The organism is Fictibacillus sp. B-59209, assembly GCF_036216745.1.
GTDB lineage: Bacteria > Bacillota > Bacilli > Bacillales > Fictibacillaceae > Fictibacillus_C > Fictibacillus_C marinisediminis.
Genome location: NZ_JARMMC010000005.1, coordinates 223,362 through 247,498, shown reverse-complemented (window position 1 = coordinate 247,498; position 24,137 = coordinate 223,362). Strand labels below are relative to the sequence as shown.

At 42.4% G+C, this 24,137-nt stretch carries 22 protein-coding genes, 1 tRNA gene and 2 pseudogenes; 12 read left to right on the top strand and 13 right to left on the bottom strand.

The window, feature by feature from the left end; genetic code table 11:
* Window positions 1-83: 83 nt before the first annotated feature.
* Together P4361_RS03665 and P4361_RS03660 are read right to left on the bottom strand one after the other, a co-directional pair.
* On the bottom strand, window positions 84-422 hold the full coding sequence (locus P4361_RS03665; protein WP_053357454.1) for a spore coat protein: 339 nt from the start codon (window positions 420-422) through the stop codon (window positions 84-86).
* A 12-nt stretch (window positions 423-434) separates the two neighbouring features.
* Window positions 435-704: a hypothetical protein gene (locus P4361_RS03660; RefSeq protein WP_328088339.1), complete on the bottom strand. Its 270-nt coding sequence runs from the start codon at window positions 702-704 to the stop codon at window positions 435-437.
* 206 nt (window positions 705-910) lie between these two features.
* On the opposite strand from P4361_RS03660, the gene P4361_RS03655 reads away from it, so the two are divergent.
* Window positions 911-986 (top strand) — tRNA-Ala (locus P4361_RS03655).
* 171 nt (window positions 987-1,157) lie between these two features.
* On the opposite strand, the gene P4361_RS03650 is transcribed toward P4361_RS03655, so the two are convergent.
* From P4361_RS03650 to P4361_RS03640, 3 genes are read right to left on the bottom strand one after another with little or no spacing between them, the layout of a single operon-like run.
* Complete coding sequence (locus P4361_RS03650; protein ID WP_328088338.1) at window positions 1,158-2,216, bottom strand: Ger(x)C family spore germination protein; 1,059 nt, start codon at window positions 2,214-2,216, stop codon at window positions 1,158-1,160.
* Window positions 2,203-3,285 carry a GerAB/ArcD/ProY family transporter gene (locus P4361_RS03645; protein WP_328088337.1) on the bottom strand — a complete coding sequence of 361 codons (1,083 nt, stop codon included), beginning with the start codon at window positions 3,283-3,285 and terminating at the stop codon, window positions 2,203-2,205. Before P4361_RS03645 ends, P4361_RS03650 begins: the two co-directional genes overlap by 14 nt.
* A complete protein-coding gene (locus P4361_RS03640; RefSeq protein ID WP_328088336.1) occupies window positions 3,282-4,598 on the bottom strand; it encodes a spore germination protein in 1,317 nt (438 codons plus the stop codon). Before P4361_RS03640 ends, P4361_RS03645 begins: the two co-directional genes overlap by 4 nt.
* A 207-nt stretch (window positions 4,599-4,805) precedes the next feature.
* Here P4361_RS03640 and P4361_RS03635 point away from each other — a divergent pair, with 207 nt between their 5' ends.
* A complete protein-coding gene (locus P4361_RS03635) occupies window positions 4,806-5,303 on the top strand; it encodes a DinB family protein (RefSeq protein WP_328088335.1) in 498 nt (165 codons plus the stop codon).
* Window positions 5,304-5,508: 205 nt separating this feature from the next.
* Here the strand turns inward: P4361_RS03635 and P4361_RS03630 are convergent, their stop codons facing one another.
* The 3 genes from P4361_RS03630 to P4361_RS03620 form a co-directional block, all read right to left on the bottom strand.
* Entirely contained in the window at window positions 5,509-6,765 is a 1,257-nt protein-coding gene (locus P4361_RS03630) for a YeeE/YedE family protein (RefSeq protein ID WP_328088334.1), read from the bottom strand.
* 301 nt (window positions 6,766-7,066) lie between these two features.
* Entirely contained in the window at window positions 7,067-7,987 is a 921-nt protein-coding gene (locus tag P4361_RS03625) for a dihydrodipicolinate synthase family protein (RefSeq protein WP_328088333.1), read from the bottom strand.
* A 263-nt stretch (window positions 7,988-8,250) separates the two neighbouring features.
* Window positions 8,251-8,973, bottom strand: coding sequence for a hypothetical protein (locus tag P4361_RS03620; protein ID WP_328088332.1), 723 nt, complete (start codon window positions 8,971-8,973; stop codon window positions 8,251-8,253).
* 954 nt (window positions 8,974-9,927) lie between these two features.
* Here P4361_RS03620 and P4361_RS03615 point away from each other — a divergent pair.
* Window positions 9,928-10,080 carry a hypothetical protein gene (locus tag P4361_RS03615; protein ID WP_256226374.1) on the top strand — a complete coding sequence of 51 codons (153 nt, stop codon included), beginning with the start codon at window positions 9,928-9,930 and terminating at the stop codon, window positions 10,078-10,080.
* Between the two features lie 122 nt (window positions 10,081-10,202).
* Here P4361_RS03615 and P4361_RS03610 read toward each other — a convergent pair whose 3' ends face one another.
* Window positions 10,203-10,586, bottom strand: a complete 384-nt coding sequence (locus P4361_RS03610) for a YciI family protein (protein ID WP_328088331.1) — start codon at window positions 10,584-10,586, stop codon at window positions 10,203-10,205.
* Between the two features lie 144 nt (window positions 10,587-10,730).
* Window positions 10,731-11,089: pseudogene (locus P4361_RS03605) on the bottom strand (YciI family protein).
* 302 nt (window positions 11,090-11,391) lie between these two features.
* Between P4361_RS03605 and P4361_RS03600 the strand changes: the two are divergent.
* Window positions 11,392-11,571: pseudogene (locus tag P4361_RS03600) on the top strand (haloacid dehalogenase type II); the annotation flags it as partial.
* A gap of 17 nt (window positions 11,572-11,588) precedes the next feature.
* Here the strand turns inward: P4361_RS03600 and P4361_RS03595 are convergent.
* Window positions 11,589-13,436, bottom strand: a complete 1,848-nt coding sequence (locus tag P4361_RS03595) for a terpene cyclase/mutase family protein (RefSeq protein WP_328088438.1) — start codon at window positions 13,434-13,436, stop codon at window positions 11,589-11,591.
* A gap of 168 nt (window positions 13,437-13,604) precedes the next feature.
* On the opposite strand from P4361_RS03595, the gene P4361_RS03590 reads away from it, so the two are divergent.
* Together P4361_RS03590 and P4361_RS03585 are read left to right on the top strand one after the other, a co-directional pair.
* A complete protein-coding gene (locus P4361_RS03590) occupies window positions 13,605-14,363 on the top strand; it encodes an SDR family NAD(P)-dependent oxidoreductase (protein ID WP_328088330.1) in 759 nt (252 codons plus the stop codon).
* A 78-nt stretch (window positions 14,364-14,441) separates the two neighbouring features.
* Window positions 14,442-14,843 carry a DUF1259 domain-containing protein gene (locus P4361_RS03585; protein WP_053357437.1) on the top strand — a complete coding sequence of 134 codons (402 nt, stop codon included), beginning with the start codon at window positions 14,442-14,444 and terminating at the stop codon, window positions 14,841-14,843.
* A gap of 80 nt (window positions 14,844-14,923) precedes the next feature.
* On the opposite strand, the gene P4361_RS03580 is transcribed toward P4361_RS03585, so the two are convergent.
* Window positions 14,924-15,442 carry a hypothetical protein gene (locus tag P4361_RS03580; protein ID WP_328088329.1) on the bottom strand — a complete coding sequence of 173 codons (519 nt, stop codon included), beginning with the start codon at window positions 15,440-15,442 and terminating at the stop codon, window positions 14,924-14,926.
* A 13-nt stretch (window positions 15,443-15,455) separates the two neighbouring features.
* On the bottom strand, window positions 15,456-16,643 hold the full coding sequence (locus P4361_RS03575) for a putative glycoside hydrolase (protein ID WP_328088328.1): 1,188 nt from the start codon (window positions 16,641-16,643) through the stop codon (window positions 15,456-15,458).
* 202 nt (window positions 16,644-16,845) lie between these two features.
* Between P4361_RS03575 and P4361_RS03570 the strand changes: the two genes are divergently transcribed.
* From P4361_RS03570 to P4361_RS03545, 6 genes are all read left to right on the top strand, one after another.
* Window positions 16,846-18,237, top strand: coding sequence for an amino acid permease (locus P4361_RS03570; protein WP_328088327.1), 1,392 nt, complete (start codon window positions 16,846-16,848; stop codon window positions 18,235-18,237).
* 110 nt (window positions 18,238-18,347) lie between these two features.
* Window positions 18,348-19,604, top strand: a complete 1,257-nt coding sequence (locus P4361_RS03565; RefSeq protein WP_328088326.1) for an MFS transporter — start codon at window positions 18,348-18,350, stop codon at window positions 19,602-19,604.
* Between the two features lie 249 nt (window positions 19,605-19,853).
* Window positions 19,854-22,811, top strand: a complete 2,958-nt coding sequence (gene fdhF / locus P4361_RS03560) for a formate dehydrogenase subunit alpha (protein WP_328088325.1) — start codon at window positions 19,854-19,856, stop codon at window positions 22,809-22,811.
* Window positions 22,811-23,290 (top strand): DUF1641 domain-containing protein, encoded by a 480-nt coding sequence (locus P4361_RS03555; protein ID WP_062233516.1) that lies wholly within the window; start codon window positions 22,811-22,813, stop codon window positions 23,288-23,290. Before fdhF ends, P4361_RS03555 begins: the two co-directional genes overlap by 1 nt.
* Window positions 23,291-23,300: 10 nt before the next feature.
* Window positions 23,301-23,732 carry a phosphate-starvation-inducible protein PsiE gene (locus tag P4361_RS03550; protein ID WP_328088324.1) on the top strand — a complete coding sequence of 144 codons (432 nt, stop codon included), beginning with the start codon at window positions 23,301-23,303 and terminating at the stop codon, window positions 23,730-23,732.
* Complete coding sequence (locus P4361_RS03545) at window positions 23,729-24,091, top strand: DUF2294 domain-containing protein (protein WP_053357432.1); 363 nt, start codon at window positions 23,729-23,731, stop codon at window positions 24,089-24,091. The genes P4361_RS03550 and P4361_RS03545 overlap by 4 nt, the downstream gene beginning before the upstream one ends.
* Window positions 24,092-24,137 lie beyond the last annotated feature (46 nt).

Here is a 24,137-nt window from a genome sequence, read left to right as displayed (position 1 = left end):
TTTATTCACAAAAGAGTGGTAATAAATCCTTATAAAGGAAAAAAGCTGTGGAAGAAGCTCCACAGCTTTTAATAACTTTGTCTTTATTGCGTGGGTGGGTTATGAGGAAACTGGGACATGTACCCGGTAAACTGCTGGGCAGCCTGCTGCAGCTTCTGCGGCTGTTCCGGCGTCAGCGCATACCAGCCTTTTTGGAACATAAGCTCATAGAGTTCACGCTGCATGTTCTTCGTCTCATCAAAAATCGAATGAATCTCCTGATAGAGCGCGTCATGGCTCGCTTCATTCATGGCTGTTGAATACGAAGCGGTCATGTACTTTTCATAGGAAAGAATGTCATTCAGGAAATCCCGGTCATTCATCTGAGGCGTTTTCGGCACCTGAGACTCTGGATTTTGAATTTTGTTCTGATTGTTATTCATCTTCCGTTCCCCCTATTGATTCATATTCTGGCTACCGCCGGATTGAAGTTTCTGCAAGATCTGCTGATAATGCTTTTCGTGCATGTGGCACGCCTTCTCAAGCGCCGAACTCACCTGCGGGTCCTGACACTGGCTCGCTGCAAAATGCGCCTTCTTAAATCCAAGCAAATTCCATGAAAGCATGTCGGTTAAGTAGTTAAAGTCTTTCCCTGTGATCACATTCGGCGGCTGTTGATACATCGGCTGCTGGTTCTGTCCCTGATTCGGTTGCTGCTGTTGCATACGTATGTCCTCCTTCTATTCTTTGATTTACCATGTTAGCTTTCCATCTTTTTTGAGAAAGTATGCCAATAATTTGGTAAATTTATGGAACTTGAAAAGATGAGCCCTGTTAAGGCTCATCCCTCATTGAAAGAATTTTTAATAAAGAGGCTTGCTTTTCTTTCTGCTTCTGTTATATAATTTTTCTTGTCAGCAACAACCATCGTGGGGGCTTAGCTCAGCTGGGAGAGCGTTTGGCTGGCAGCCAAAAGGTCAGCGGTTCGATCCCGCTAGTCTCCACCATACATAATCATTCAAACCCTTTGTATACAAGGGTTTTTATTTTTGTTTTAGAATCTAGTTTGGAGTAAGTTTCCGAATTGTCGCCGAAATCAGATTCTTTTTCTTAGGCTGTGAATAAATTATTTTTATTAATAGAACGAATTTTTTTGAGAGTATCCGAAATACATATCATTACTCCATATTAGCATGGACCTCAAAATCCACTCTCAGTTTGGGATAATATTCATTCCTCCAGTCTTTTAATTCATGGTAAGAAATCAGATGATGAAATTGTTGGCCAAACCCAAAAATATCTGTATGGCTTCTTTGTGTTTGCTTAAGTATATGATAAAATCGCTTTTCAGTAATCTTTTCAAGTTCTTTTTGAATCATGTGATCTGTGATTCCTTCTTTTCTTTCTAAAATGTGTATTTTTAAATTCAAGTCGCTTGACACCAGCGGTTGATTACCTTTCATTGATGTTATATTTTGAATGGAGCTGTTTGTGATCATAATACTGGCAAAACCTAGACTCTCTATTTTTCCTTTTCCTTTTTTATTTTCGTTTTGGAATACATTAATTAATTGGTTTTCATCCGGGCTGATTCTTTCCACTATGTTTCCTTTCTTCAAAATATCGGAGCCCTCAAAGATTAACACTGTATCTTTTCCGGAACGAACAACCGGAACGGCGATATCTCTAGTATATAAAAACGGGCTTCGATACACTTCCCAAATAGGGGTACTAAAGATCTCAGGTGCCCACCCAGCCCCTTTATTAAAATAATCATAAATAGAGGAAGCATGGACACCTAACTTATCGTTTATGTTTGATAACACATTTTCGACATTTTCATCTGTAATGGCTACCAACGCTCTTGAGGGAATTTCTTCTGAATCCATTAAAAATTTTATAAGGCCCTTAAATTCCTGTTGGTTATGTGCCAAATTGTTTTGAATGACGATTAATCGTATTTGTGAATAATCAACGGCATCTTCGGAGTTTGTCCGCATTTGTCCAAGCACACTTGCTACAGTTTCGCCTTTCCCTGTTACAATTCTCGATATTTTGCTGTCTTTATTCGGTATAGGGATTTGCAATGTTAATTTATACTCTTTACCATCTTCCTTGGAAATGCCCAGGACTAAAGGAATGGTGCGTTTATTTATATCTTTAATATCCCAACACCCGCAGAGAAAGATTATCGACATGAATACGATCAATAGTTTATATCGTTTATTTTTTTTCATGCCCGACCACACCTCTTTTCGACAGAAAACCGTAGATAAAAATGGTAAACGGAATAATAATCATAGAATAAGCTTGAGCACCTGTACTCCACAGAAACCACTTTTCCATCAAAGTTATGTTCGGAACAAATAACGCGAAAATAAAAGCGATGACAGAAAAAGCAATAATCCAATATGAGGATTCGCCTTTGCTGCATCTAAACATTTTCTGCATGATCCGTCCGATCATCCAAAGTATAACTGCATTAGCCAATATCACTAATCCAACCAACGATACACCGAAGAACACCGTTTGTCGGTTGAACGAAAACCAGCTAATGTCTATTGAATCCATTGCTTCCAAAAAAGGGTGGGTCAGCATAACAACCGTTTCTTGTCCAAATATAAATAACGGTATATACACTACAGATAGAAAAAATAGCGAAACACTAACCCATGCTACAAAAAGTTTGCGAAATGTCAATTTTGTGTCGGAAGTCATAAATCCCAAAAATAAAAACGATGAAAATCCCAAAAGATAGAAAAAATTTTTATTTAACAAGAACTTGGGAGGTGAATTCCAACCAAGCGTAACATTATTTAAATCAAAGTTTATAAAAGAGGAAAAAATATTAAATACCACTAAGGGAATAACAATCAAGAATATAAAAATCGAGGAACGTAAAATTGTGCCTAAACCTTTTATAGCTGTATATACCGAAATGAAAAATAACAGTGTCATTATTGACCAATAAGGAGTCCGAGGCAAAAATATCGAAATAATGACTTCAGTGTGCAGCCGAATATTGAGTGCAACTAGCGCAATCAAGTTGATTACAAATGGGGTAAGAAACAAAATTGCAGCCCATCTCCCCATCTTCAAATAAATATCAATGACATCATTTTCGGGAAAATAATTTAACCCTTTAATGTAAATCCAAATTAAAATCAATTGAAGAAAACATTGACACATCACCACTTCCCAATGTGCTGTTTTCGTTAGCTCATAAATGAGATTAGGATAGACCAAATAGCCAAAACCCAAATTTATGATAATGAAAACTGCTCCAATTTGTATCCTCTGCGTCACTTTGTGTCTCCTTTTTGTTCAATACGAAACGTTGTATAAGGAATATCGTTGGATGTTAAACTTGCCAAATATATTACTGTGAAAATTAAGCCAGTACATACCCCTAAAATACCGAAAAGTGATGCTAAAATTAATATGGGGTATTTTAGCAAACGAATGTACAAGGAGTTTTGCATTCCGATCACTGCCGAACTTGCAATTACAACCGCAGTGATCACAATGACTAACAAATTGCTGACTAATTTGGCTTCAACTACCGCCTGCCCTAGTATGACTCCTCCTACCATTGTAATAGCGGGACCCACGCTCTTAGGGAGCCTCACAATCGCTTCTAGTATTAAATCAACTAAAACGACCATTGCAATGGTTTCAAGAAAGGCAGATAAAGGAATACCTTCCCTGCTTTTAGCGACAAACAGAGCAAGATCAGTTTTAAATACTTCAGGGTTAACTGACACCAAGGCAACATATAAAGCGGGAAGTATAAGAGTGGCCACAACTCCTATTACTCTAAAGATTCGAAGCATAAATGACAGTACAAAAGGGAAATTGCGATCGTTTGCACTACTTAACATATCCCAAAGCAGATGGGGAAAAACAAGCGCGAAGGGACAATTATCTAAAAAAAGCACGATTCTGTTCTTTTTTAAGGAATGAATGGCTTGAATCGGAAGTTCAGTGGCGAATAGATGACTGACAGGACTCAATCTACGTTGACCAAATTGCTTATTAAGATCATCGATTGTTTCAATATCTGATTTAATTTGATTTAACTGCTGGTTCACTTTTTCAATAAGGTCATTCGGGGTTCTTCCTTTAATATAGAGCAATGACAGCTTTCGCTTTTCCAGCTCTCCAACTTGATAGGAACAATGGTACAGACGTTCAGTATCCAGTCTTTTTCGGATCATCCCAACGTTAATATTAATATCCTCTCCAAAGGCATCCATAGAGGATTGAATGGGACTTTCATTTTTAGGCTCTTCAATGCTGCTACTCAGATTTTGGGCGATAGGTTCTATAACGGCATTCTCTTCCCCATCTTTTGAAACGATCACTAGTTTGCCTTCTAATACGGCTTTAATGATTTGTTCTGTATCAACGTTAATTTGGTTACTAAGGTTTCTCAAAAGTGCTTTTAATGAAGTAGTCGGAGCAGCCATTTGTTGAACATATAATTTCGACTTAGTTAAATCAACTAGTGTATTAAATCCAATAAGATAGATTGCTGTTTTATCTACTAGCTCTTCTTCGATGAAAAAATCGTCGTGATTGGAAAACTTGGATTCAATTTCTTTTACTATATTCCTCATTAATTTGCCCCTTAACAACTAGAAATCTAAAGAAATTATTTGCAATATGGAGCGTTTTTATTCGATGAATGAATAACTAGTGCTATATCCAGATGGTTTAACCGAACTATTATAAAGGAAATTTAAGTCTTAAAGCGAATGGTTAGTTGAACATGATACAATTTGAAAGGCTTCTTTAAAAATTTGCTAATTTACGGAGGGAATGGAATGTTTACATCAGTAAATGATTTCTTAAACGAATGGAAACAAGAAGCAGCTGTTACCCAGAAAGTGCTGGATGTGCTGACGGATGAATCGTTGAATCAGGAGGTTTCTCCAGGATTATACAGCATTGGAAGCCTGGCTTGGCACATTACTGGAGCAGCTTACTACTTTCCTTCACAGGTTGGATTAATATTTGAGACTCCTGATCTTCAAAAAGAGACACCCAAATCAGCTGCAGAAATCAGTGAGACATACAAAACAGTAAGTGAGCGGTTAACACAAGAGTTTTCTGAACAGGTTTCAGAAGAAAAAATGAACGAAATGGTGAATTTATTTGGAATGGACATGCCTGTTCAGGCTGTTTTCCGTCTGCTCATTCAGCATCAGGCTCATCATCGCGGACAATTGACTGTCTTAATGAGACAAGCTGACTTGAAAGTTCCTGGCGTATATGGCCCTAGCAAAGAAGAATGGGAAGCAATGAATGCTCAAATGAGCTGAGATCGTCATGGTGAAAAAATGTTTTAAAGGAAATTTTCTCTGGTTCTAAATAGCGGTTCTATCCCGCTGGTCCCCACCATACACAAACCATTAAAGCCCTTGATAATCAATCAGCAAAACAACTGCAACACTTAATCCCTTAACAAAGTTAAACTTCCTAAAGTATAAAAAAACGAAGCCGCTAACTTGCGGCTTCGCTTTCTTATTAAGAACAGAATTTATCAGTTGATTTCGGAACGGATAACCCGAATAACGGACGGATATACAAAGCAAAAAAGGTTCCAAGCATCGCCATAATCGCCCAAACATAGCCATGCAGGCTAAAGGATGCGATACCACTGAAATACGCTCCAATATTACATCCAAAAGCAAGGCGTGCTCCATACCCCATGAGCAGTCCGCCGATGATCGCCGCGGCTGCTGTACGAAGAGGCACTTTCTTTAGAAGGAATACACCTCCAAGCGTAGAAGCAGCCAGTGCCCCAACAATAAGGCCAAAGTCCATTACACTGGTTCCATCCATAAAAACAGATTGATTGAGAGGCGCTGCTTTTTCACCGGCCCAGTAACCCCATTGGGTAACGTCGACTCCCATTGCCTGTGCGGCTTTGGATCCCCATAGGGCAAAAGCGGAAGTAATACCCCACGGGCTTCCTTTTACAAGTAAAGTTGCGGCATTAAGCACTGCCAGGACGACAGCCGCAGTTAATATTGGCCATGAGCCGCGGATGACACGGGTCCAGCCTTTTGCACCTGGAATCGGAGCCATTTTTGGAGGACGGCGTTTCTTTTCAACTTTTAATGTCATCCAAGTTATGCCCCCTAGGATAATCATTTGAATCACCCAGCCTCCAAACCAGCCAAGACCTGTGCTTGTCGCCAAGGAAAAAGGCTTAAATGCAGGGAGATTCATCCAAAAATCGAAGTGGTATGCTCCAAAAACAGAGCCGACAATAAATGCAATTAATGTGAGAAACATTTCAGAACGGCCACCGCCTACAGCATACAATGTGCCAGATGCACAACCGTTGCCAAGCTGCATTCCGATGCCGAAAATAAAAGCACCCACAATTAAGCTTACCCCGACTGGAGAGACGTTTCCAACCGGACTTCCGCCAAATAAGGTAACGTCAGCCGCAAATATAATCGCAAACAACGTACTGGCAACTGCCAGCATCAGCATATGCGCACGAATGGCTTCACCGTTCCCTACTGCCATAAACCGTCTAAATGCAGATGTAAAACCAAACCTTGCGTGAAAGAGTGTAAATCCAAGCAAAAGGCCGAGCCACAAGAGCATTCCTTGTTTTAAACCTCCAGCCTGGATGCTTGCATAGCTCAATATAACTGTTAACAAGCCTGCAAACACAACCCAGTAAGCCTGAACCGACCCAGTGCTTTTCCCTTCACCAGTCGGCTTTCTTTCTTTATTTTGTGACGTATTAGAAGAAGCTAATCCCATCAAATCACCCCTTAATCCAATAAAACTAGTCGGAAATTTTCTTTCTCTGTATACTACAACTTATATTGAAAAAGGGGAACCATTTTGCTTGTGTTAATTTTAGAGAATATTAAAAAAGCCAGAGCCCCCTTTAAAAAGAGGACTAGCTGACTAAATTCAGGTTGATTTGAACATTCCTAACGGTAAGTAAAAAAAAGATTTTGGCAGGCGGAAACAAGCATTTGTTGGACTCGTCCATCAATTGCTATTTTTTTCCTTGCCTAATTACATAATTATTATAAACTACGACAATTACAATGGTTTAGTTTGATAAAGGTATGGCTTGATTCAATACTGTATCCATACATCGCTGTATTTGTTCCTTCTTTTCAGCACTTAATGGACGTGCAGGTGCCAATACATCGGTAGAGATCTCGATTCCCCGCATGCGTATGGCTTCTTTCGCTACATTCACAAAAGGAGAATCGAGTTTGTATAAAAGGGGAAATGGCGCTAACTTTTTGTGTAATTCAATCGCTTTCCCGTAGTTTCCTTCCTTAAAAGATTGATAGAGGCCAACAGTAAGCTCAGGGATAAAATTGGCCGTTAACGGGATGCCACCGTCCCCGCCAACAGATAATGTATTTAATAAGTGATCATCGTATCCAGAGAGAACCGCAAAATCTTCTTTAAAGGACTTCACCGTTAAGATCATTTCCCTGGTATGCCCCACTGATTCAACCGTTTCTTTAATACCTACGATATTTGGATGCGCTTTCACAAGCTTAAGTACAAATTCTGGTGATAAATCTTGTCCTGTTAGTCCAGGGAAATTGTAGAGCAGAATGGGCAGATCAATCGCTTCAGCAATATCGGCATAATGTTGAAAAAGATTCTCCTCTGTAAGTTGCCAATAATAAGGGTTAATGACAACAATACCGTCTGCTCCAGCCTCTTTTGCATGCATACTTAATGAGATGGTTTCTAGTGTGCTTGGAGTACCTGTTCCAATTAGAACGGGTACTCGGCCGTTAACAAACTGAATGGCAAATTCAGTTACAGCTTTTCTTAATTCAACCGTCATCTGGCTGAATTCACCACCTGTCCCTAAAAAGAACAGTCCATCTACTTTTGATTCAATTAAGAAATCAATCAGATTTCCCATACCCTTTTCATCTAGTCGTCCATCTTTATGTAATATGGTTGGAATCGGTGGAATAACACCTTGGAATTTTGCTGACATATGATCTCTCCTTTTTTAAAAATTGATTAATAGTATTAAAGCAGATCTGAGCTATATAAACCTCCTTTCTACCTAAAGGGTTTTATAATATCAAACAAGGTTTCTATTCTCTGGATATATCATAACATCTTTTCTGAAAAATTAGAATTATATGCCAATGGAATTTAAAAAAGATGACCCCTGTTAAATACAGAGATCGTCTTATAAAAACTGCTTAGGCTTTTTTTAATGTCCTTGTTTACTTCATTACAGTTGTGTCTATACTAGTCATCCAGCTTTGCCGCAGTTAAGTTAGCGTCAAAGAGATTAATTTGTGTAGCAGTTGCATTTTTCACTTGGAGAACTTCGTTTTCCTCTAAACAAACGATTTTACCCACTTTAGCCAAAGTGGTGTTAGGGAGAACGGTAACGGAAGCGATCAATCGAGCGTTAGCGAAGATTTCGAAAGTTGCATTTGTACCGCTCTGCAAATTCGCATTAAACGTGATTCCATAGGTTCCAGATTTTTTGATCGCGAGTCCGCCAATTGGAGAAATGTCAGTACACTCTGCAATCACTTCATTGTTTAACGGTATAAATTCATCGGGGTCAAATAATCTTCCGTTATTAGCACTGAACGAAGCATATCCAAGGACTTCATGACACTTTCTGCATTCCTTTTTACACGTAGAGGAGCTAGAGGAACTCTCGTGTTTGCACTTAAATGAACTGGAGCTGGAGCTTTCATGTTTATGAGAATCCAACCTCGCCGCAGTTAAGTTAGCGTCATAGAGTGTAATCGTGGTAGCTGCTTTCACTTGGAGAACTTCGTTTTTCTCTAAACAAACGATTTTAGCCACTTTAGCCAAAGTAGCGAAAGGGTAAACGGTAACGGAAGCGATTAATCGAGCGTTAGCATAGATTTCAAAAACTGCCGGCGTAGTTTGTCCACTGCCTGCTAAATTCACATTAAACGTGATTCCGTAGGTTCCAGATTTTTTGATCACGAGTCCGCCAAGTGGAGAAATGTCAATACATTCTGCAATTACTTCATTGTTTAACGGGATGAGTTCTCCGGGATTAAAAGTCGTACCCCCAAAAGTAGGAGCACTGAACGAAGCAAATCCAAGGACTCCTTTACACTTTCTGCATTCCTTTTTACACTTCGAGGAGCTAGAGGAACTCTCTTTTTTGCACTTAGAGGAGCTGGAGGAACTGGAGGAACTGGAACTTTCATCTTTATGAATATGGCAACGTTTTTTTATAATTTTAACACCTTTCTTTTTAACTCTTCTTTTCGAGGAACTAGAGGAACTAGAGGAACTCTCTTTTTTGCACTTAGAGGAGCTAGAGGAACTGGAACTTTCGTCTTTATGAAAATGATGACTTTTTTTCATAATTTTACCACCTTTTTTTTAAATCTTCTATATTATATTAATTTCATAATCCTATGTATGGTTGAATGATAGAGGACAAACGTACATTTAATAGTAAAGAGTAGCCAATTATGATAGAAACAAGAATAGCGTCCATGTTATCGCTCTTGTGTTACTATCCACTATCGCAAGATCACCCTTTGTGACCATTCCGTTACTTATGCTTTGGTCCTTCTCGGCATGGTCGTCTGGCCCAAGTCTGCAGTATAACCTGGTCTGGCTCGCTCCAGAAGCTTCAGAAATTCTACTTAGCCTGTATGGTTCCTGCATACAGTTAGGCATAGCAGCCGCCGCTGGGGTTGGGGGAATTGCTTTAAGAAACTCATCAGTGCTATCAGTCAGTTGGATCGGGGCCGCATCAGTCGCAATTGCTGCATTATTGCGGCGGCTCTATTTAGCCTAAATAGTAAAGTAACGAAGTACGAGAAAGTCGTTTAGTTGAGAAAAAGCGCATTAATTCCCTACCACTGGGAAAACTTTGATTATGCATAATAGACAAACTAACTATGAAAAGGGGTATGAATCATGAAGAAAGACCACGAACAAAAGCCGTCGGTCGCTCCAGGCATGAATGATGCAGAGGAATTAGACCAAGAGGCTACACAGGAAGAAATTGAAAGAGGCAATTATACAGAAGTAACAACGATGTCTTGGGATGAAGTGGATCCAAGTGATTAAGGCTATATAGCTTTTATGAGCCAGAACAAAGCCTGTACAAACTATAAAAAGGCATTATAATGCCTTTTTATAGTTGTTTTATTTTGCTTTTCTTACTCCTGGCAGCATGAGAGCTTGTATAACTAGACGTTCTGTTCCCTCTGTTCGAAATAATGGATAGGCCGGATCTCAATGCCCCAACCAAACTGCTCACCAGCTCTGACTTGGGTGGTCGGATGTAGTAAGGCTATCCGAATCGCATCCTCCATGTCCTTTGCTTCAATGAGGAACGCACTGCCGATCAGCTCTTTGGTCTCTACAAAAGGACCGTCCGTAACCATTACCTTCCCGTTCTCCCGGCGCAAGCATTTGGTTTCTAAGTCGAGCCCAGCATCCATCATCACTTGACCGCTTTTGTAGAATTCCTTGAGGTGGGGCTGACATTCGCTCATGACAGCCTCAATCTCCGCCTTGGGACGGGCATCCATTTTTTCTTGATTGAAGTAACCTAAACATAGATATATCATTTTAACATCTCCTTTATATCATTGATATTGGCTTACATTTTGCTGTTTGTTTTAAGTCGACGATCGGCATACAGTAAAATGGACACATCACAAATTGTTTTTCTAGACTTTTTCATCGGTTTTACGTGCTATTTCTCCATAAATTCAGACGCCCGCTTCAGAAGCAGTTCCCGCTCGGGTGCATTGCGGGTAAAATCCATGTGGATCTGGCATTCGCATCCGCCCATTCTATTTCTTCTTCTATAGATTTAACCTCTATGAGAGTAAAACCAGCAATCATCTCCTTTGCTTCTGTAAATGGTCCATCTATTACTTTTGGTTCCTGCCAGGTTCGGGGTACGAGATTCGAAATTCGTTTGAGCTTGGATGAAGCCCTTCAGCGGCTAACAGAACACCTGCTTTCAATTCCTCGTTATATTTCATCATGGCATCCATAAGTTCTTTACTAGGCAATACACCTGCCTCTAATCCTTTGTGGCCTTAACAATCATCATGAATCGGATATAAATTCCTCCCACTATTTATTTACTTTGGTTAGATCACTAGGTTATAAAAAACTTTTGAACTCTGCCTATACTATTACAACGAACGAGGAATTACTAAATCGACATGAAAAAATATTTTTTATAAAATATTTTAGACATTCATTACTATCGTTAAATTATTCAATAAAAAAGTGCACAACACCTTTTGAGTGTGCAGTGATATCTATTTTTATCTCATTGAAAAGAAAGTCATTTAAGTTTCAATACTTCATAAACCCCTTTAGTTACAAATAAAAGCTTTACTTCTTATAATGCAATGTTTGAATGTCAAAAGAGAAGAAGTATTATTCATGTCTTCCAACGGCTGGGACATTTCCGGAGCAAAAAACTTTGGATTTCGTACGGCATGGATCAACCGAAACGAGCTGCCCATTGAGGAATTGAACCTTGCTCCTGATACCATATATTCTGATCTTAATGGAATTCTTGAGTGGAAATAATAAAGAGGGAGAAGCCGTCATGGCTCCTCCCTGTATTTTTCCCTGTAATGGCATAGAGCAAGAAGTGGCCAGACATGATTATAGCTATGGTAATAGATATAAAAGCTTCCAGGCAATCCCGCACCTGTTGGGTAGGTCAGGCTTTGAACATTATAATTTCCCCGGTTTAATAGATAATCAATGCCTCTTTTTATGGTGCTGTTCGGTGTGGGACAAGCAGTGATCAAGGCATCAAGTGCCCAGGCTGTCTGGGTTATGGTGCTGTAGGAAAGGGAAATATATTTCTTTTCGATATCACTTCTGCATGATTCTCCCCAGCCACCGTCGGAATGCTGAATTTCTGTCAGCCATCCTATTGCCTTTTGAATGGTGCGGTCTTGCTCACAGATGCCCGCTGCCATCAATCCTGTCACACTTGCCCAGGTTCCGTAAATGTAACTAATTCCCCAGCGGCCGTACCAGGAACCGTCATTTGCCTGATTTCTTTTTAACCATTGCACGGCTGCTTTAATCCGAGGAGACGGCAGCTGCAAACCGTCATAGTTACAAAAAAATTCGAGAGTACGTCCTGTGAGATCAGCAGTGGAAGGATCCGTAAGGGCATCTCCCGCGTTTTCAACAGGCAAAATCTGCAGCCATTTTTTATTGGTGTCCTTCTCAAAAGCCCCCCACCCTCCATCCTTATTCTGCATGGATAACAGCCAGTCTCTTCCTCTTTTATAGGCATGATTCAGGTTCTTGTTTATTCTTTGGTATCGGTTTATTGTTCGAAGGGCAGCCTGCGTATCATCTACATCGGGATGGCGGGTATTGCCTTCACTGAAACCCCATCCGCCTGGAGATGCATCCGGATTATGATACTTCCAATCACCATAGCTTGAATGCTGATTCTTCAGGAGGAACTGAAGGCTTTTTTTCAGACTGGGATGTGTAGAGGCAACCCCGGAAGACAATAAAGCATAGTTTATCAGAGAGGTGTCCCATATAGTGGAAGGAGAATTTTGGATATGAAAGGTCTGACCGTTATAGCACAACAAGGAAATAAGGCCATGAACGGCCTGTTTTACCATAGGTGAATCCTTCTTATAGCCGATTGAGATAAGCCCATACACCATAAGAAAGCTGGTACTTGCATAGTTAAGCAATGTACCGTCAGCTTCAATACGCTTTAAAATATAGTTTTCCAGAAAGGCAGTTTGATAAGAATACGAAGCCTTCCTACGAGTGACCTGTGTCTCATCCCATAAGCCATCTTCCATTTTTGTATACAAATGTTTCAGACACGGCGTGCTGCCGCTTCGTAATTGGAACTTTTGTGACATACCCAACAAAACGGGGGCAAAATGTGCCCTGGCATAGCTGCTGATATCATAAAAGTTTAAGTTAACTTTCTCCATTATTCGAAAAATCCTTGCAGGATCAGCTGTATGTTTCGGCCATGGGTACAGGCCGTTAAACGCAAAAAAGACTTTTGTCATCAAACTTACTTTTTTTAAACCGCCCTGATTTCTAATAAAACTGACGGCTTGCTTTAGACGGTTTGTCTCATTTGGCACGTGCCCTGAAAAGAGGAGAGCGGTATACGCTTCTGCTGTCGCCGTCAAATTCCCCTTTTCCTCATCAGGATAGGCTTTCCACACTCCATTCGTTTCCTGCTTGGACAACAATCGTTGAACGAGCCGCTGAATCAGTTTTTCGTATTTCCATCCCAGAGTCCGTAATAAAATAATCATGTAAGCGTCAGTCATTAAAGCATTTTCGAAGCAACACCTCCATGATCCATCCTGTTCCTGCAGCTCAAGAAGGCAGGAACTGCGGCTGTCAATTTCCCTATTTACCTCAGCAAGTCTGTACATGGCATCCATCACTCCGGTTAAGTCCCTTGGCAGTTGCTTTACTGCCTATAATGTATGTGTGTGCAAGGGTACCGGTGACTGATATCTTTAATGCCAAATTTTTTCTAAGATTTAAAGATTGATATACTATTTACAATCTATTATTTTGCATGCATAAAATAGGTGATCAATAAGGGAGTGATTCTAATCAATAACTTACATAGCAAAATTGCACTCGTAACCGGAGGATCAAAAGGCCTTGGCAAACATATCAGCGCAGCCTTGGCACAATCAGGAGCAACCGTCATCGTCAATTATGCACACAGCCGGGAAACTGCCCTCCAAACCATCGACTTCATTCAATCCAGCGGAGGAAAAGCATTTGCTGTTCAAAGCGACGTAACAAATGAAGAATCCGTAAATCGCCTAGTAAAAGAAAGCGAAGAGATAACGGGCGAGACAATCGATATTCTGGTAAACAACGCTACCGGCCCCCAGCCAGAGTTCTCACTTGAAGAAAGCACATGGGATGACTATTTGGATCAGCTGAACTTTTTTGTGAAAGCTCCTCTGTTATTAACGAAGGCGGTCTTGCCGGGGATGAAAGAAAAAGGAGAAGGCCGAATCATTAACATTGGAAGTGAAGTCATCCAATTAGGGAACGCAAACTTTGCAAACTATGTAACTGCGAAATCCGCTCAGCTTGGGATGACCCGATCTTGGGCAAATGAACTCGGACGTTTTGGAATCACGGTGAACCTTCTGAACCCCGGCTTTATACCAGTGGAGCGGCATGAAGGGATCGATCCAAGTAATTACCAAAAAGGCGTGCCCCTCGGCCGCATGGGAGAACCCCTTGATATCGGAAACGCGGTTGTATTCTTGGCATCCCATGAAGCCAAGTTCATCACCGGACAATCACTATCCGTGAACGGCGGGAAAACGTTTGGTATATAAAACTTCTTCATTCCCTTTTGATTCATGCACCCAGTTAACGGTTCCTTCATATTTTAATGGAAAAAAGGAAGGTCTCTCATGCCCTCTTTTGGCCAGTTGTGTCAGCAATACGCCCAAATATTGAATGGAACTCCCAAGGTTGAACATGGGGTATGCTCGGTAGAGTTCCAGCGCAATCTGCATGTTACCATTCAAGGACGTCCGAGCCGCGGCGAACTTCATGCTGGTCTGATGTTTGAATCTGTGGATCAACAAGGAAACGCCCTTAACCTGGGGGAAGTGGTTTTATTAGAAGAAGAGGTACCTTTGTTCACGAGTATTCTTGTTAAAAATAAAATCATGATAAGCGCACTTCATAATCATTGGATGTATACAAAACCGAGCATCCTTTATCTTCACTTTCAATCTGTTGAATCTCCCTTAACGTTTGCTCATAAAATGTCAGAAGCATTTAGAGCTCTAAAAATTAATGTCTCATGATACTAACTTTACTTATGTCTTTGTCTCTGAAGTAACTATTTCTGGTAATCCGCTCTCTTCCTCTTCCACTGGCAGATTACTTAGCTTTGGAAGAGGTGAAAATACAATCCACCTAGAGCGGTCAGGGTGCCTATCGCGCCTACAACGAGGGTGAGGCGCAACCCAATGAATGTTCCGGGGTACCCTCCCAGAAGTGCTCCAATCGGGGTAACTCCTGAAACGACAATTCGATAGCTTGCATTCATTCTGCCAAGGAGATTCTCAGGTGTGATGGTTTGGCGGAGGCTGATGACATGAACGTTGGAGATGACGACACCCACTCCTCCCAAGAAGAATGAAATGATAAGAATAGGAGATGTGATGTAAAATGGCCCGCTAGCCATAGGAACGAGAAGAGGTGCCAGGCACGCGCCAAACATGGCTCCGAAGATGGTCGGACCCGTTTTAAAGCGTGTGCCGATATAGTTGGCAAGAAGTGAACCAAAGAATGCGCCGACACTTGCCATTGCCAGGATGCCCACGAGTAAAGTGGGTCCGATCTGCAAATCGCGCGTCAGGCCCACGCGGGAGATGATCCGAATGAATGGGTCGAAATCCATGGGCTTTTTCCATCTACTGCTTTACTTTTTTAAACGCCTCTTCTGTATACTTATTCTTCGGATTCCAGAGCAAGTACTCATCCACACCAAGCTCCTGCCCAGCCCGAATCTGATCCTTCACCTGCTGTGGCCCGTATTCAATATGGCCGTCCACCCAGGTGGCAGTGAAATCCTGGTACCACGGACGGATTTCAGCGGCCGGTTTCTTTTGTTTTTCGAGCACCTTATCCCGGTCGACAGCATACTGGAGAGCTTTCTTGATCAGTTCATACGGCTTGGCATCCGGGACACTTATGCCGTACACCCCTGGTCCGTAATGGGACGGGTACGTCATTGGGCTGATCACATCGACGGTCGGAGTAACTGACTCCCACTGCTGGCCGATGCCGGAATCGTCTTTTTGGCTTGTGGACACACCGAACACATCGGCTGATACTTTGACGCCGTATGGCTTCAGATCCTTTTTCGCATAAAGAAGGAAGTCGTGAATGTTTTGCTCTTTAGACTTTTTATCCGGGTTATCAAACTTCACTTCACGATCCACCTGCGCCCCGTTGTCGGGGAATCGGACATAGTCGAACTGAATCTCATCAAACCCTTGCTTTGCCGCTTCTTTCGCAATAGAGGTCACATAGGACCAATACTCTTCATTATACGGATCAACCCAGGGAATGCCATCGTTGTAATATAAGCCACCGCTTTTCTTCTTCATGGCATACTCTGGTTTTTTCTTAGCCATATAAGGATCCTTAAAGGTAACGATCCTGGCAATTGTATATATGTCTTTGTTCTTCAGCACCTTCATCCGCTGAGAGATATTGCTGATTTTCGGGTGCTGATCTGAGCCGTATTGATTAACGGCAGGCACCTTTGAATCGTATGTAATCTTCCCGTCATCTTCTTTTACATCTACCACGAGTGCATTGAGTTCTGTATCATCCACCAGCTTGACCAGTTCATTAAACTTTTCATTATTTCCGGAGGATGCTCCTGACATGTAGACTCCCTTTACTTTCACATCTTTCGGTTTTTTAACAGGAACTTTCCTTTCCTTTGCTGCTTCTTCTTTCTTTACCGGCTGGTCTTTTGCTTTCGTTTCATTCGTTGTGCTTCCCGACGTCTTTTCTGCGGTCCCGCATCCAGCCAGTCCGCCAACTAAAAGCAGACAGGTTAACGAAATGCTTCCGAACGCTCTCTTCATTTGGTGCTTCCCCCCTGATGTAGCATCTAGCTATGTTCTATGGTTCGCAGTGTTAATACCCTCTTTTAGAGAGTTTAAGCGCTTTCTCTGCTTTTTTAACAATCTTTTAATAGAAGGAAGAGAGAACTGATTACCAACTGGTTTTATTTGGTCATACTAAAGGGAAATAAGTAAATAACTCGCAGAAGTTAACTTGCCATATATGTCGCAGGAAAGGTTGGTGCAGGAGTTGAAGAAAGAAGAAGATTTGCAGCGGGGGTTGAAAAATCGGCATATCCAGCTGATCGCCATCGGCGGAGCGATTGGAACCGGTCTTTTTTTAGGCGCGGGAAAATCGATTCACCTGGCGGGGCCGTCCATTATGCTGAATTACGCACTTATTGGAGCTATGCTGTTTTTCATGATGCGTGCCTTGGGTGAAATGCTCATCTACAGCCCGACATCCGGCTCGTTCACTCACTTTGCCGAATCGTTCATCGGACCGTGGGCAGGTTTTATCACGGGGTGGACATACTGGTTCTGCTGGATCGTAACAGGAATGGCAGAAATTACAGCGGTCGGATTGTATGTGAAATACTGGTTTCCGAGTATTCCTCAATGGCTGACGGCACTGGCCGCGGTACTTGTTTTGCTGCTCATTAATATGTCGGCGGTTAAAGCGTTCGGGGAGATTGAATTCTGGTTCGCTCTTATTAAAATCATTACCATTATTGCGCTCATTGGTATTGGAATCGTGCTGATCGTCATGGGCTATGAAAGCCATGGCACTCAGGCTTCATTATCCAATCTCGTAAATCATGGCGGATTTTTCCCGAACGGTTCATCGGGCTTTGTTCTTGCCTTTCAAATGGCACTCTTCGCATTCGCAGGAGTGGAGCTTGTTGGCGTAACAGCCGGTGAAGCACAGGATCCAGATAAAACCTTGCCAAGTGCCATCAACAACATCCCTGCACGGATTCTTCTCTTTTATATCGGGTCACTGATTGTCCTCATGTCCATCTATCCATGGGATAAAATAGATCCAGACACCAGCCCGTTCGTGTCGGTCTTTAAGTTGATCGGCATTCCGGCAGCATCGAGCATCATCAATTTCGTCGTCCTCACTTCCGCAATGTCGTCTTGCAACAGTGGCCTGTTCAGTACGGGACGAATGCTTTACACACTGGCGAATGAAGGAAAAGCACCTAAAAAGCTTGGATTGCTAAACAAAAAGCAAGTGCCGGCACCCGCTCTTATCGTTTCAACATTTTTCCTCTCGTTTGGCGTTTTGCTCAATTATTTATTGCCGGAGGAAGTGTTCACGCTGGTGACAAGCATCGCGACCATCTGCTTCATCTGGGTATGGGGAATCATCCTGGTCGCCCATCTCCGCTTCCGGAAACTAAAGCCTGAGGACGCGAAAAAGAGTGCATTTAAAATGCCGCTTTCGCCGGTGATTAACTGGATCGTACTGGCATTCTTCGCTTTTGTGATCGTTGTGCTTGGTTTTGCGGCAGATACACGTATCGCCCTGTTCATTACACCTGTCTGGTTTGTGATTTTGATCATCGCTTACATGATTACAAAAAGAAACACTGAAAAAAGCGTTCGTTAATTTTAAAACCCCCGAGAACTCATACCGTTCCGGGGGTTATTTGTGATTTACAGTAATTTACATAAAGTGTAAAATAATAGGTAACTTGTGTATATTGTGGAGTGATGTATTTGTTTTCTCTATTAAAAAATTCTCTTTACCTGCGATTTTGGCTTGGGCAAGTCATTTCCCAACTTGGAGATGGAATCACAAGAATTGGGATTACCTATCTTGTGGCAACGCTATCCAAAGATCCGCTATTAATAGGACTTGTCATTTTCGCCCAGTTACTTCCCACTGCAGTCTTTGGAATTTTTCTGGGTCCCCTCGCTGATCAATGGAACAGAAGGTGGCTGATGGTTAGTGCAGATCTGTACCGGATGGCTATGGTTATAGCCATGATTTTTTTCTATGATTCTGTTCCAGCATTAATCATTTTGACTGCTTTTCACGGAATCGGAACGGCTCTTTTTGATCCTGCACGTACATCTTCCATTCCAGACCTGGCCGGAGAATCCAACCTCTCGGAAGCCATTTCACTGTCTCAATCTACAAAAGCTGCAATGGATATCATCGGCCCGTCGTTAGGGGCTTTGCTGTTAATGAGTAAGCAGTATTCCATCATTTTTTTAATTGATGCAGCTACATTCGCCGGCTCTGCACTTCTTCTCTTTACACTTTTTTCTATTGGAAAAGTACATGCCTATTCGCCTGAGGACAAGAAGACCTATTTATCTTTTATTACCTCTGGCATAAAGGAGATCACCGGCATGCCTTCTCTGCGCTTTCTTCTCTTACTGCTGCTTCCTATCACACTGGTCGTCGGTATACTGAATACAAACCTGGTGGCTGTATTGACCACTACATTCCATGTATCTGCGTTTCACTTTAGCCTGATTGAATCTTCCATGGCGATCGGGGTAATCATCGGCGCTGCCTGGTTCGGTCCTTACCTTATGAAACGATTAAAAGCAAATGCACTTTTAATCTCAGGAACGGCTGTTATCGGCATTTGGATGGCACTCATTCTTCCCCTTGACTGGATAAGGGAAGAAACAGGAATTGGAGCGATCTATATTTGGTGCACATTAATAGGAGTCTTTAATGCCCTGATTAATGTTCCGTTAAGTACCCTTTTCCTTCAGGTAACTCCTCCTGCTTTCAGAGGCAGGGGATCTTCCCTATTAGGGCTGACGAGCAGTTCAGCGCAAATGATTGGCATACTGTTCGGAGGCTGGATCGCAAAAGAAACCGGGGTTCTCTACGGCACAGCTCTTTCGGGTTTGCTTCTAATCCTTGTCGCCATTATTCTTCCATTTGGTAAAGGGTATAAAAATTTGTCAAATTCGGATCACAGTAAAAAGAGGAAGGAAGCTGCTGCTCTATAACAAGGTTTCTGTTAAACTCACAATGTATTTGAAACACTTGCCCAACGTGATATAATAAAAAAAGAAAATGTTCATCGTTCTTCGGTAATATCAAATTGCTGGAAGAGCTTGTCATTTAATGGAATAGCGGGATGGATGGCTGGTATTTAAAATGCTTAGCAATTAACCCACTGTAAAGGAGTTTGTGCAGCAAAAGCACAGATTGTTTTATAGTGGGTTTTTTATGTTTTCTAATAGGAGGAAAGTAAAGTGGCAAACAAGATTAGGATTGAAATAAACGGGAATTTACAGGAGGCTGAGGAAGGGACCAGGGTACTGGATCATCTTCTGGCACAGGGTGTAGAGCACCCGCACATCTGCTATTCGGAAACACTGGGGCCGATCCAGACGTGTGATACGTGCATGTGTGAAATCGATGGAAAGCTGATGAGAGCCTGCTCCACCGAAGTAAAGGAAGGCATGAATATTCTTACCTCCTCTCTTTCTGCAAAAACAGCCCAAAACGAGGCGATGGATCGAATTTTAGAGAATCACCTTCTCTACTGTACGGTTTGTGATAATAACAATGGAAACTGTAAGGTCCACAACACGGCAGAACTATTGGAGGTAGAGCATCAAACTCGCCCGTTCCGTGAGAAAGGCTATGAAGTGGATATGTCCCATCCCTTCTATCGCTATGACCCGAATCAATGCATCCTTTGCGGAAAATGTGTAGAAGTATGCCAGGATCTTCAAGTGAATGAAACACTGACGATTGACTGGGAAAGAAAGATGCCCAGGGTTATATGGGACAACGATAAATTAATCAATGAATCTTCCTGTGTCTCTTGCGGTCAATGTGCAACCGTCTGTCCGTGCAATGCCTTAATGGAAAAATCAATGCTTGGGGAAGCGGGTTTCATGACCGGAATCAAGCAGGACCTGCTCAATCCGATGGTCGACCTCATAAAAGAAGTGGAACCCGGATACAGCGGAATTTTTGCAGTTTCTGAAGTGGAAGCCGCCATGCGTGAAACCCGTACAAAAAAAACAAAGACTGTTTGTACCTTCTGCGGAGTCGGCTGTTCATTTGAGGTATGGACGAAAGGCCGCCAGATTTTAAAAATTGAACCTTCCGAAGATGCACCAGTTAACAGTGTTTCTACCTGTATCAAAGGGAAATTCGGGTGGGATTTTGTGAACAGTGACCAGCGCCTCACTACACCGCTCATCCGCAAAGGCGATGAGTTTGTAACAGCAACCTGGGAGGAGGCTCTTTCCCTTATTGGTGAAAAGATGACCCATATAAAAAATACGTATGGAGGCAATGCGTTAGGTTTTGTCAGTTCCTCCAAAACGACAAATGAAGATTCCTATCTTATGCAGAAACTGGCCAGGCAAGTATTTGAAACGAACAATGTGGATAACTGTTCACGTTATTGCCAATCCCCTGCCACCGACGGTTTGCTTGCAACAGTCGGGTACGGCGGAGATTCCGGTACGATCAAAGATATTGCAAGCGCCGGACTTGTCATCATTATCGGGGCCAATCCTACAGAAGGACATCCTGTATTGGCCACACGTGTCAAACGGGCGAAGAAACTTTATGGACAAAAATTGATTGTTTCTGATCTTCGCAGACATGAAATGGCCGAGCGATCCGATCTTTACCTGCACCCGAAACAAGGTTCTGACCTCGTCTGGCTGGCGGCGGTAACCAAATACATCATCGATCAAGGCTGGCATGATGAGGACTTTATCAGGGAAAGGGTTAACCAGTATGAGGACTACCTTCACCTGCTTAGAAAATATACGCTTGAATATGCAGAGGAAGTCACAGGACTTTCAAAAGAACAGATGATCAAAACGGCGGAAATGATTCATGAAGCAGACGGCACCTGTGTTCTTTGGGGAATGGGTGTTACTCAAAATATCGCCGGATCCCATACGTCTGCTGCGATTGCAAACCTGCTGCTGGCTACTGGCAACTTCGGGCGCCCGGGTGCAGGAGCTTATCCGCTGCGCGGGCATAATAATGTACAAGGCTCCTGTGACATGGGAACTCTTCCTCAATGGCTTCCCGGCAACCAGAGACTGTCCGATGATGCTGCACGTGCAAAATTTGAAGAAGCATATGGAGTATCCATCTCCCCTAAAGCAGGATTTACAAACATTGAAATGCTTCAGGAAGTGGAAAAAGGCAATTTAAAATCCATGTATTTGATGGGAGAAGACATGGCCTGGGTGGATTCCAATTCCAATCATGTCCATGACATGCTAGGCAAACTGGAATTCTTTGTCGTTCAGGATGTTTTCTTTACAAAAACGGCTCAATTTGCCGACGTTGTCCTTCCAGCTTCTCCATCACTGGAAAAGGATGGCACATTCACCAATACAGAACGCCGCGTTCAGCGTTTGTATCAGGCGCTTGAACCTATGGGAGAATCCAAGCCGGACTGGTGGATCATCCAGCAGATCGCTAGGCAGATGGGAATGGACTGGAACTATTCACATCCTCGTGAAATTATGGATGAAATTGCACGCCTTGCCCCTATTTTTGCTGGAGTCAGCTATGACCGTCTAGAGGGATGGAACAGCCTCGTCTGGCCGGTGCAAAAAGATGGCAGTGATGAGCCGCTTCTTTACACTGAGCGCTTTAACTTCCCTGACAGCAAAGCACGCTTCTCCCTTGCTGAATACGTGCAGCCAGTGGATTATGAAAAGGAATTTGATCTGATCTTGAACAACGGCCGTCTGCTTGAACATTTTCATGAAGGCAATATGACAAACAAGTCAAAAGGCATCCAGTACAAGCTTCCTGAAGTCTTTGTTGAAGTTTCGCCTGAACTCGCCAGTGAAAGAGGCCTTCAGGACGGCTCTTCTGTCCGCCTGATCTCACCGTACGGTTTTATTAGATTGCGCTGTATCGTCACAGACCGGGTCAAAGGAAATGAATTGTATGTACCGATGCATTCTGTAAGCCACGAAAATGCCATTAATATGCTGACCGGCAGTGTCGGCGACGTCCGGACCCAGACTCCTGCCTATAAGCAGACAAAAGTACGATTGGAACTTATTCATGTTAAAGGCAGAACACCGCTTCCAATGTATAATCCGCGATATGCAGAACGGAACCCTCAGGCTGGCGTTCAGGTCGAACGCAAGTGGGCCCGAGAGGACTACGTGCCAATTGCCGATATTAATGTACCAGTGGGAGGCCGACGATAATGGCACAGCCTATTACAAAGATTGTTCATTCAACACGAACCGAAAAAGAAATGCAGGAGCAGCAAATTGAAACGATTGTAGAGGATCTTGCAAAGAGTGCAGATGGAATAAAGGAACTGATCAAGCTTTTTCAGCAGCTTCATGACAGCGGAATTTTAGGATCGGTGAATGGCCTTGTTGAAGCGAAGGAGAAGGTGGCGGGGATTGCGGTTGAACAGCTGCTCCGCCCCCAGATGACCAATGCCATTAATAATATGATGGCGGCGGCCGGTGTCTTGTCCGATACCAACCCTGAAATGACGAAGAAACTGATGAGCAGCCTTGGCAATGGAATTCAAAGAGCGGAAAAGGGACTTATCAGTAATGATAAGGTAGGCATTTTCGATCTCATGAAAGCCCTAAAAGACCCTGACATTAACAGGGCAATCGGATTCGGTATGAACCTGTTAAAAGGTGTCGGGGAAGGATTGAAGGAGTAAGATGGTCCGCATGCTAGAAATAATCTTACCGGAAAAGTGGAAAACCATCAGTAATGGTTTACAAAAATTATTAAATCTCTCCCTTGTTCTGCTTGGCGGTATGCTGGTATTTTTTCTTTTCAGAGAGCTTATCTATATTTTCATGGACGCCTGCACAGGGAATCACAATGTTCATGATATACTTGGTAAAGTACTCGTGTTTTTCTTATATTTCGCCTTTATTTCCATGATTGTGACCTATTTTAGCGAAAGCCACCACTTTCCGCTTAGCTATCTTCTATACATTGGAATTACGGCGGGTGTCCGTTACATTATCGTCAACAACGCCAATCCATTAGGAAACTTTTGGCTTTCAATCGTCATCCTGCTGCTGGTTATCAGCTATATCATGCTGACGCCTAAAGACAAACGATTAAAGGATACAAGGAGAAGGATACAATGACCAAAAATATAGAGCATCAATTCAGTATGCTTGTCCGTGAAATACGCAAGGAATTTGTCGGCAACGGTCCAAAGGAAATCAGCACACGCTTTGTTGGCTCTTGGGCCGTTAGTGAGATGAAAGGAAACCTTACTAATATCGAAAAATTCATGATGGGTTCAAAAGAAGGCGAGAAAATGGTTCACGAAGCACGTACCGGTCTCGTGAAAAAAATTTATACCGATCTCAGTGTCCGCAGAAAGTTTGAAGATCTTGCTGGTGCAGCCATCCTGCGTATTTTTTCTGATATCGACATTGAGGCTGATATTGCCATGACAATCTTTGTCTTTGACCGCCCCTTATTTTCTAAAGAGAAATAATAAAAACCCGGATCCTTTGTCAGATCCGGGTTTTCTCGATTAAAAA

Bases quoted from the DNA above. Each gene is read 5' to 3' on its own strand.
- P4361_RS03665 (WP_053357454.1), bottom strand. From the start codon at position 422: ATGAATAACAATCAGAACAAAATTCAAAATCCAGAGTCTCAGGTGCCG.
- P4361_RS03660 (WP_328088339.1), bottom strand. From the start codon at position 704: ATGCAACAGCAGCAACCGAATCAGGGACAGAACCAGCAGCCGATGTAT.
- P4361_RS03650 (WP_328088338.1), bottom strand. From the start codon at position 2,216: ATGAAAAAAAATAAACGATATAAACTATTGATCGTATTCATGTCGATA.
- P4361_RS03640 (WP_328088336.1), bottom strand. From the start codon at position 4,598: ATGAGGAATATAGTAAAAGAAATTGAATCCAAGTTTTCCAATCACGAC.
- P4361_RS03635 (WP_328088335.1), top strand. From the start codon at position 4,806: ATGTTTACATCAGTAAATGATTTCTTAAACGAATGGAAACAAGAAGCA.
- P4361_RS03630 (WP_328088334.1), bottom strand. From the start codon at position 6,765: ATGGGATTAGCTTCTTCTAATACGTCACAAAATAAAGAAAGAAAGCCG.
- P4361_RS03625 (WP_328088333.1), bottom strand. From the start codon at position 7,987: ATGTCAGCAAAATTCCAAGGTGTTATTCCACCGATTCCAACCATATTA.
- P4361_RS03615 (WP_256226374.1), top strand. From the start codon at position 9,928: ATGAAGAAAGACCACGAACAAAAGCCGTCGGTCGCTCCAGGCATGAAT.
- P4361_RS03610 (WP_328088331.1), bottom strand. From the start codon at position 10,586: ATGATATATCTATGTTTAGGTTACTTCAATCAAGAAAAAATGGATGCC.
- P4361_RS03595 (WP_328088438.1), bottom strand. From the start codon at position 13,436: ATGGATGCCATGTACAGACTTGCTGAGGTAAATAGGGAAATTGACAGC.
- P4361_RS03585 (WP_053357437.1), top strand. From the start codon at position 14,442: ATGCCCTCTTTTGGCCAGTTGTGTCAGCAATACGCCCAAATATTGAAT.
- P4361_RS03580 (WP_328088329.1), bottom strand. From the start codon at position 15,442: ATGGATTTCGACCCATTCATTCGGATCATCTCCCGCGTGGGCCTGACG.
- P4361_RS03575 (WP_328088328.1), bottom strand. From the start codon at position 16,643: ATGAAGAGAGCGTTCGGAAGCATTTCGTTAACCTGTCTGCTTTTAGTT.
- P4361_RS03570 (WP_328088327.1), top strand. From the start codon at position 16,846: ATGTCGCAGGAAAGGTTGGTGCAGGAGTTGAAGAAAGAAGAAGATTTG.
- P4361_RS03555 (WP_062233516.1), top strand. From the start codon at position 22,811: ATGGCACAGCCTATTACAAAGATTGTTCATTCAACACGAACCGAAAAA.
- P4361_RS03550 (WP_328088324.1), top strand. From the start codon at position 23,301: ATGCTAGAAATAATCTTACCGGAAAAGTGGAAAACCATCAGTAATGGT.
- P4361_RS03545 (WP_053357432.1), top strand. From the start codon at position 23,729: ATGACCAAAAATATAGAGCATCAATTCAGTATGCTTGTCCGTGAAATA.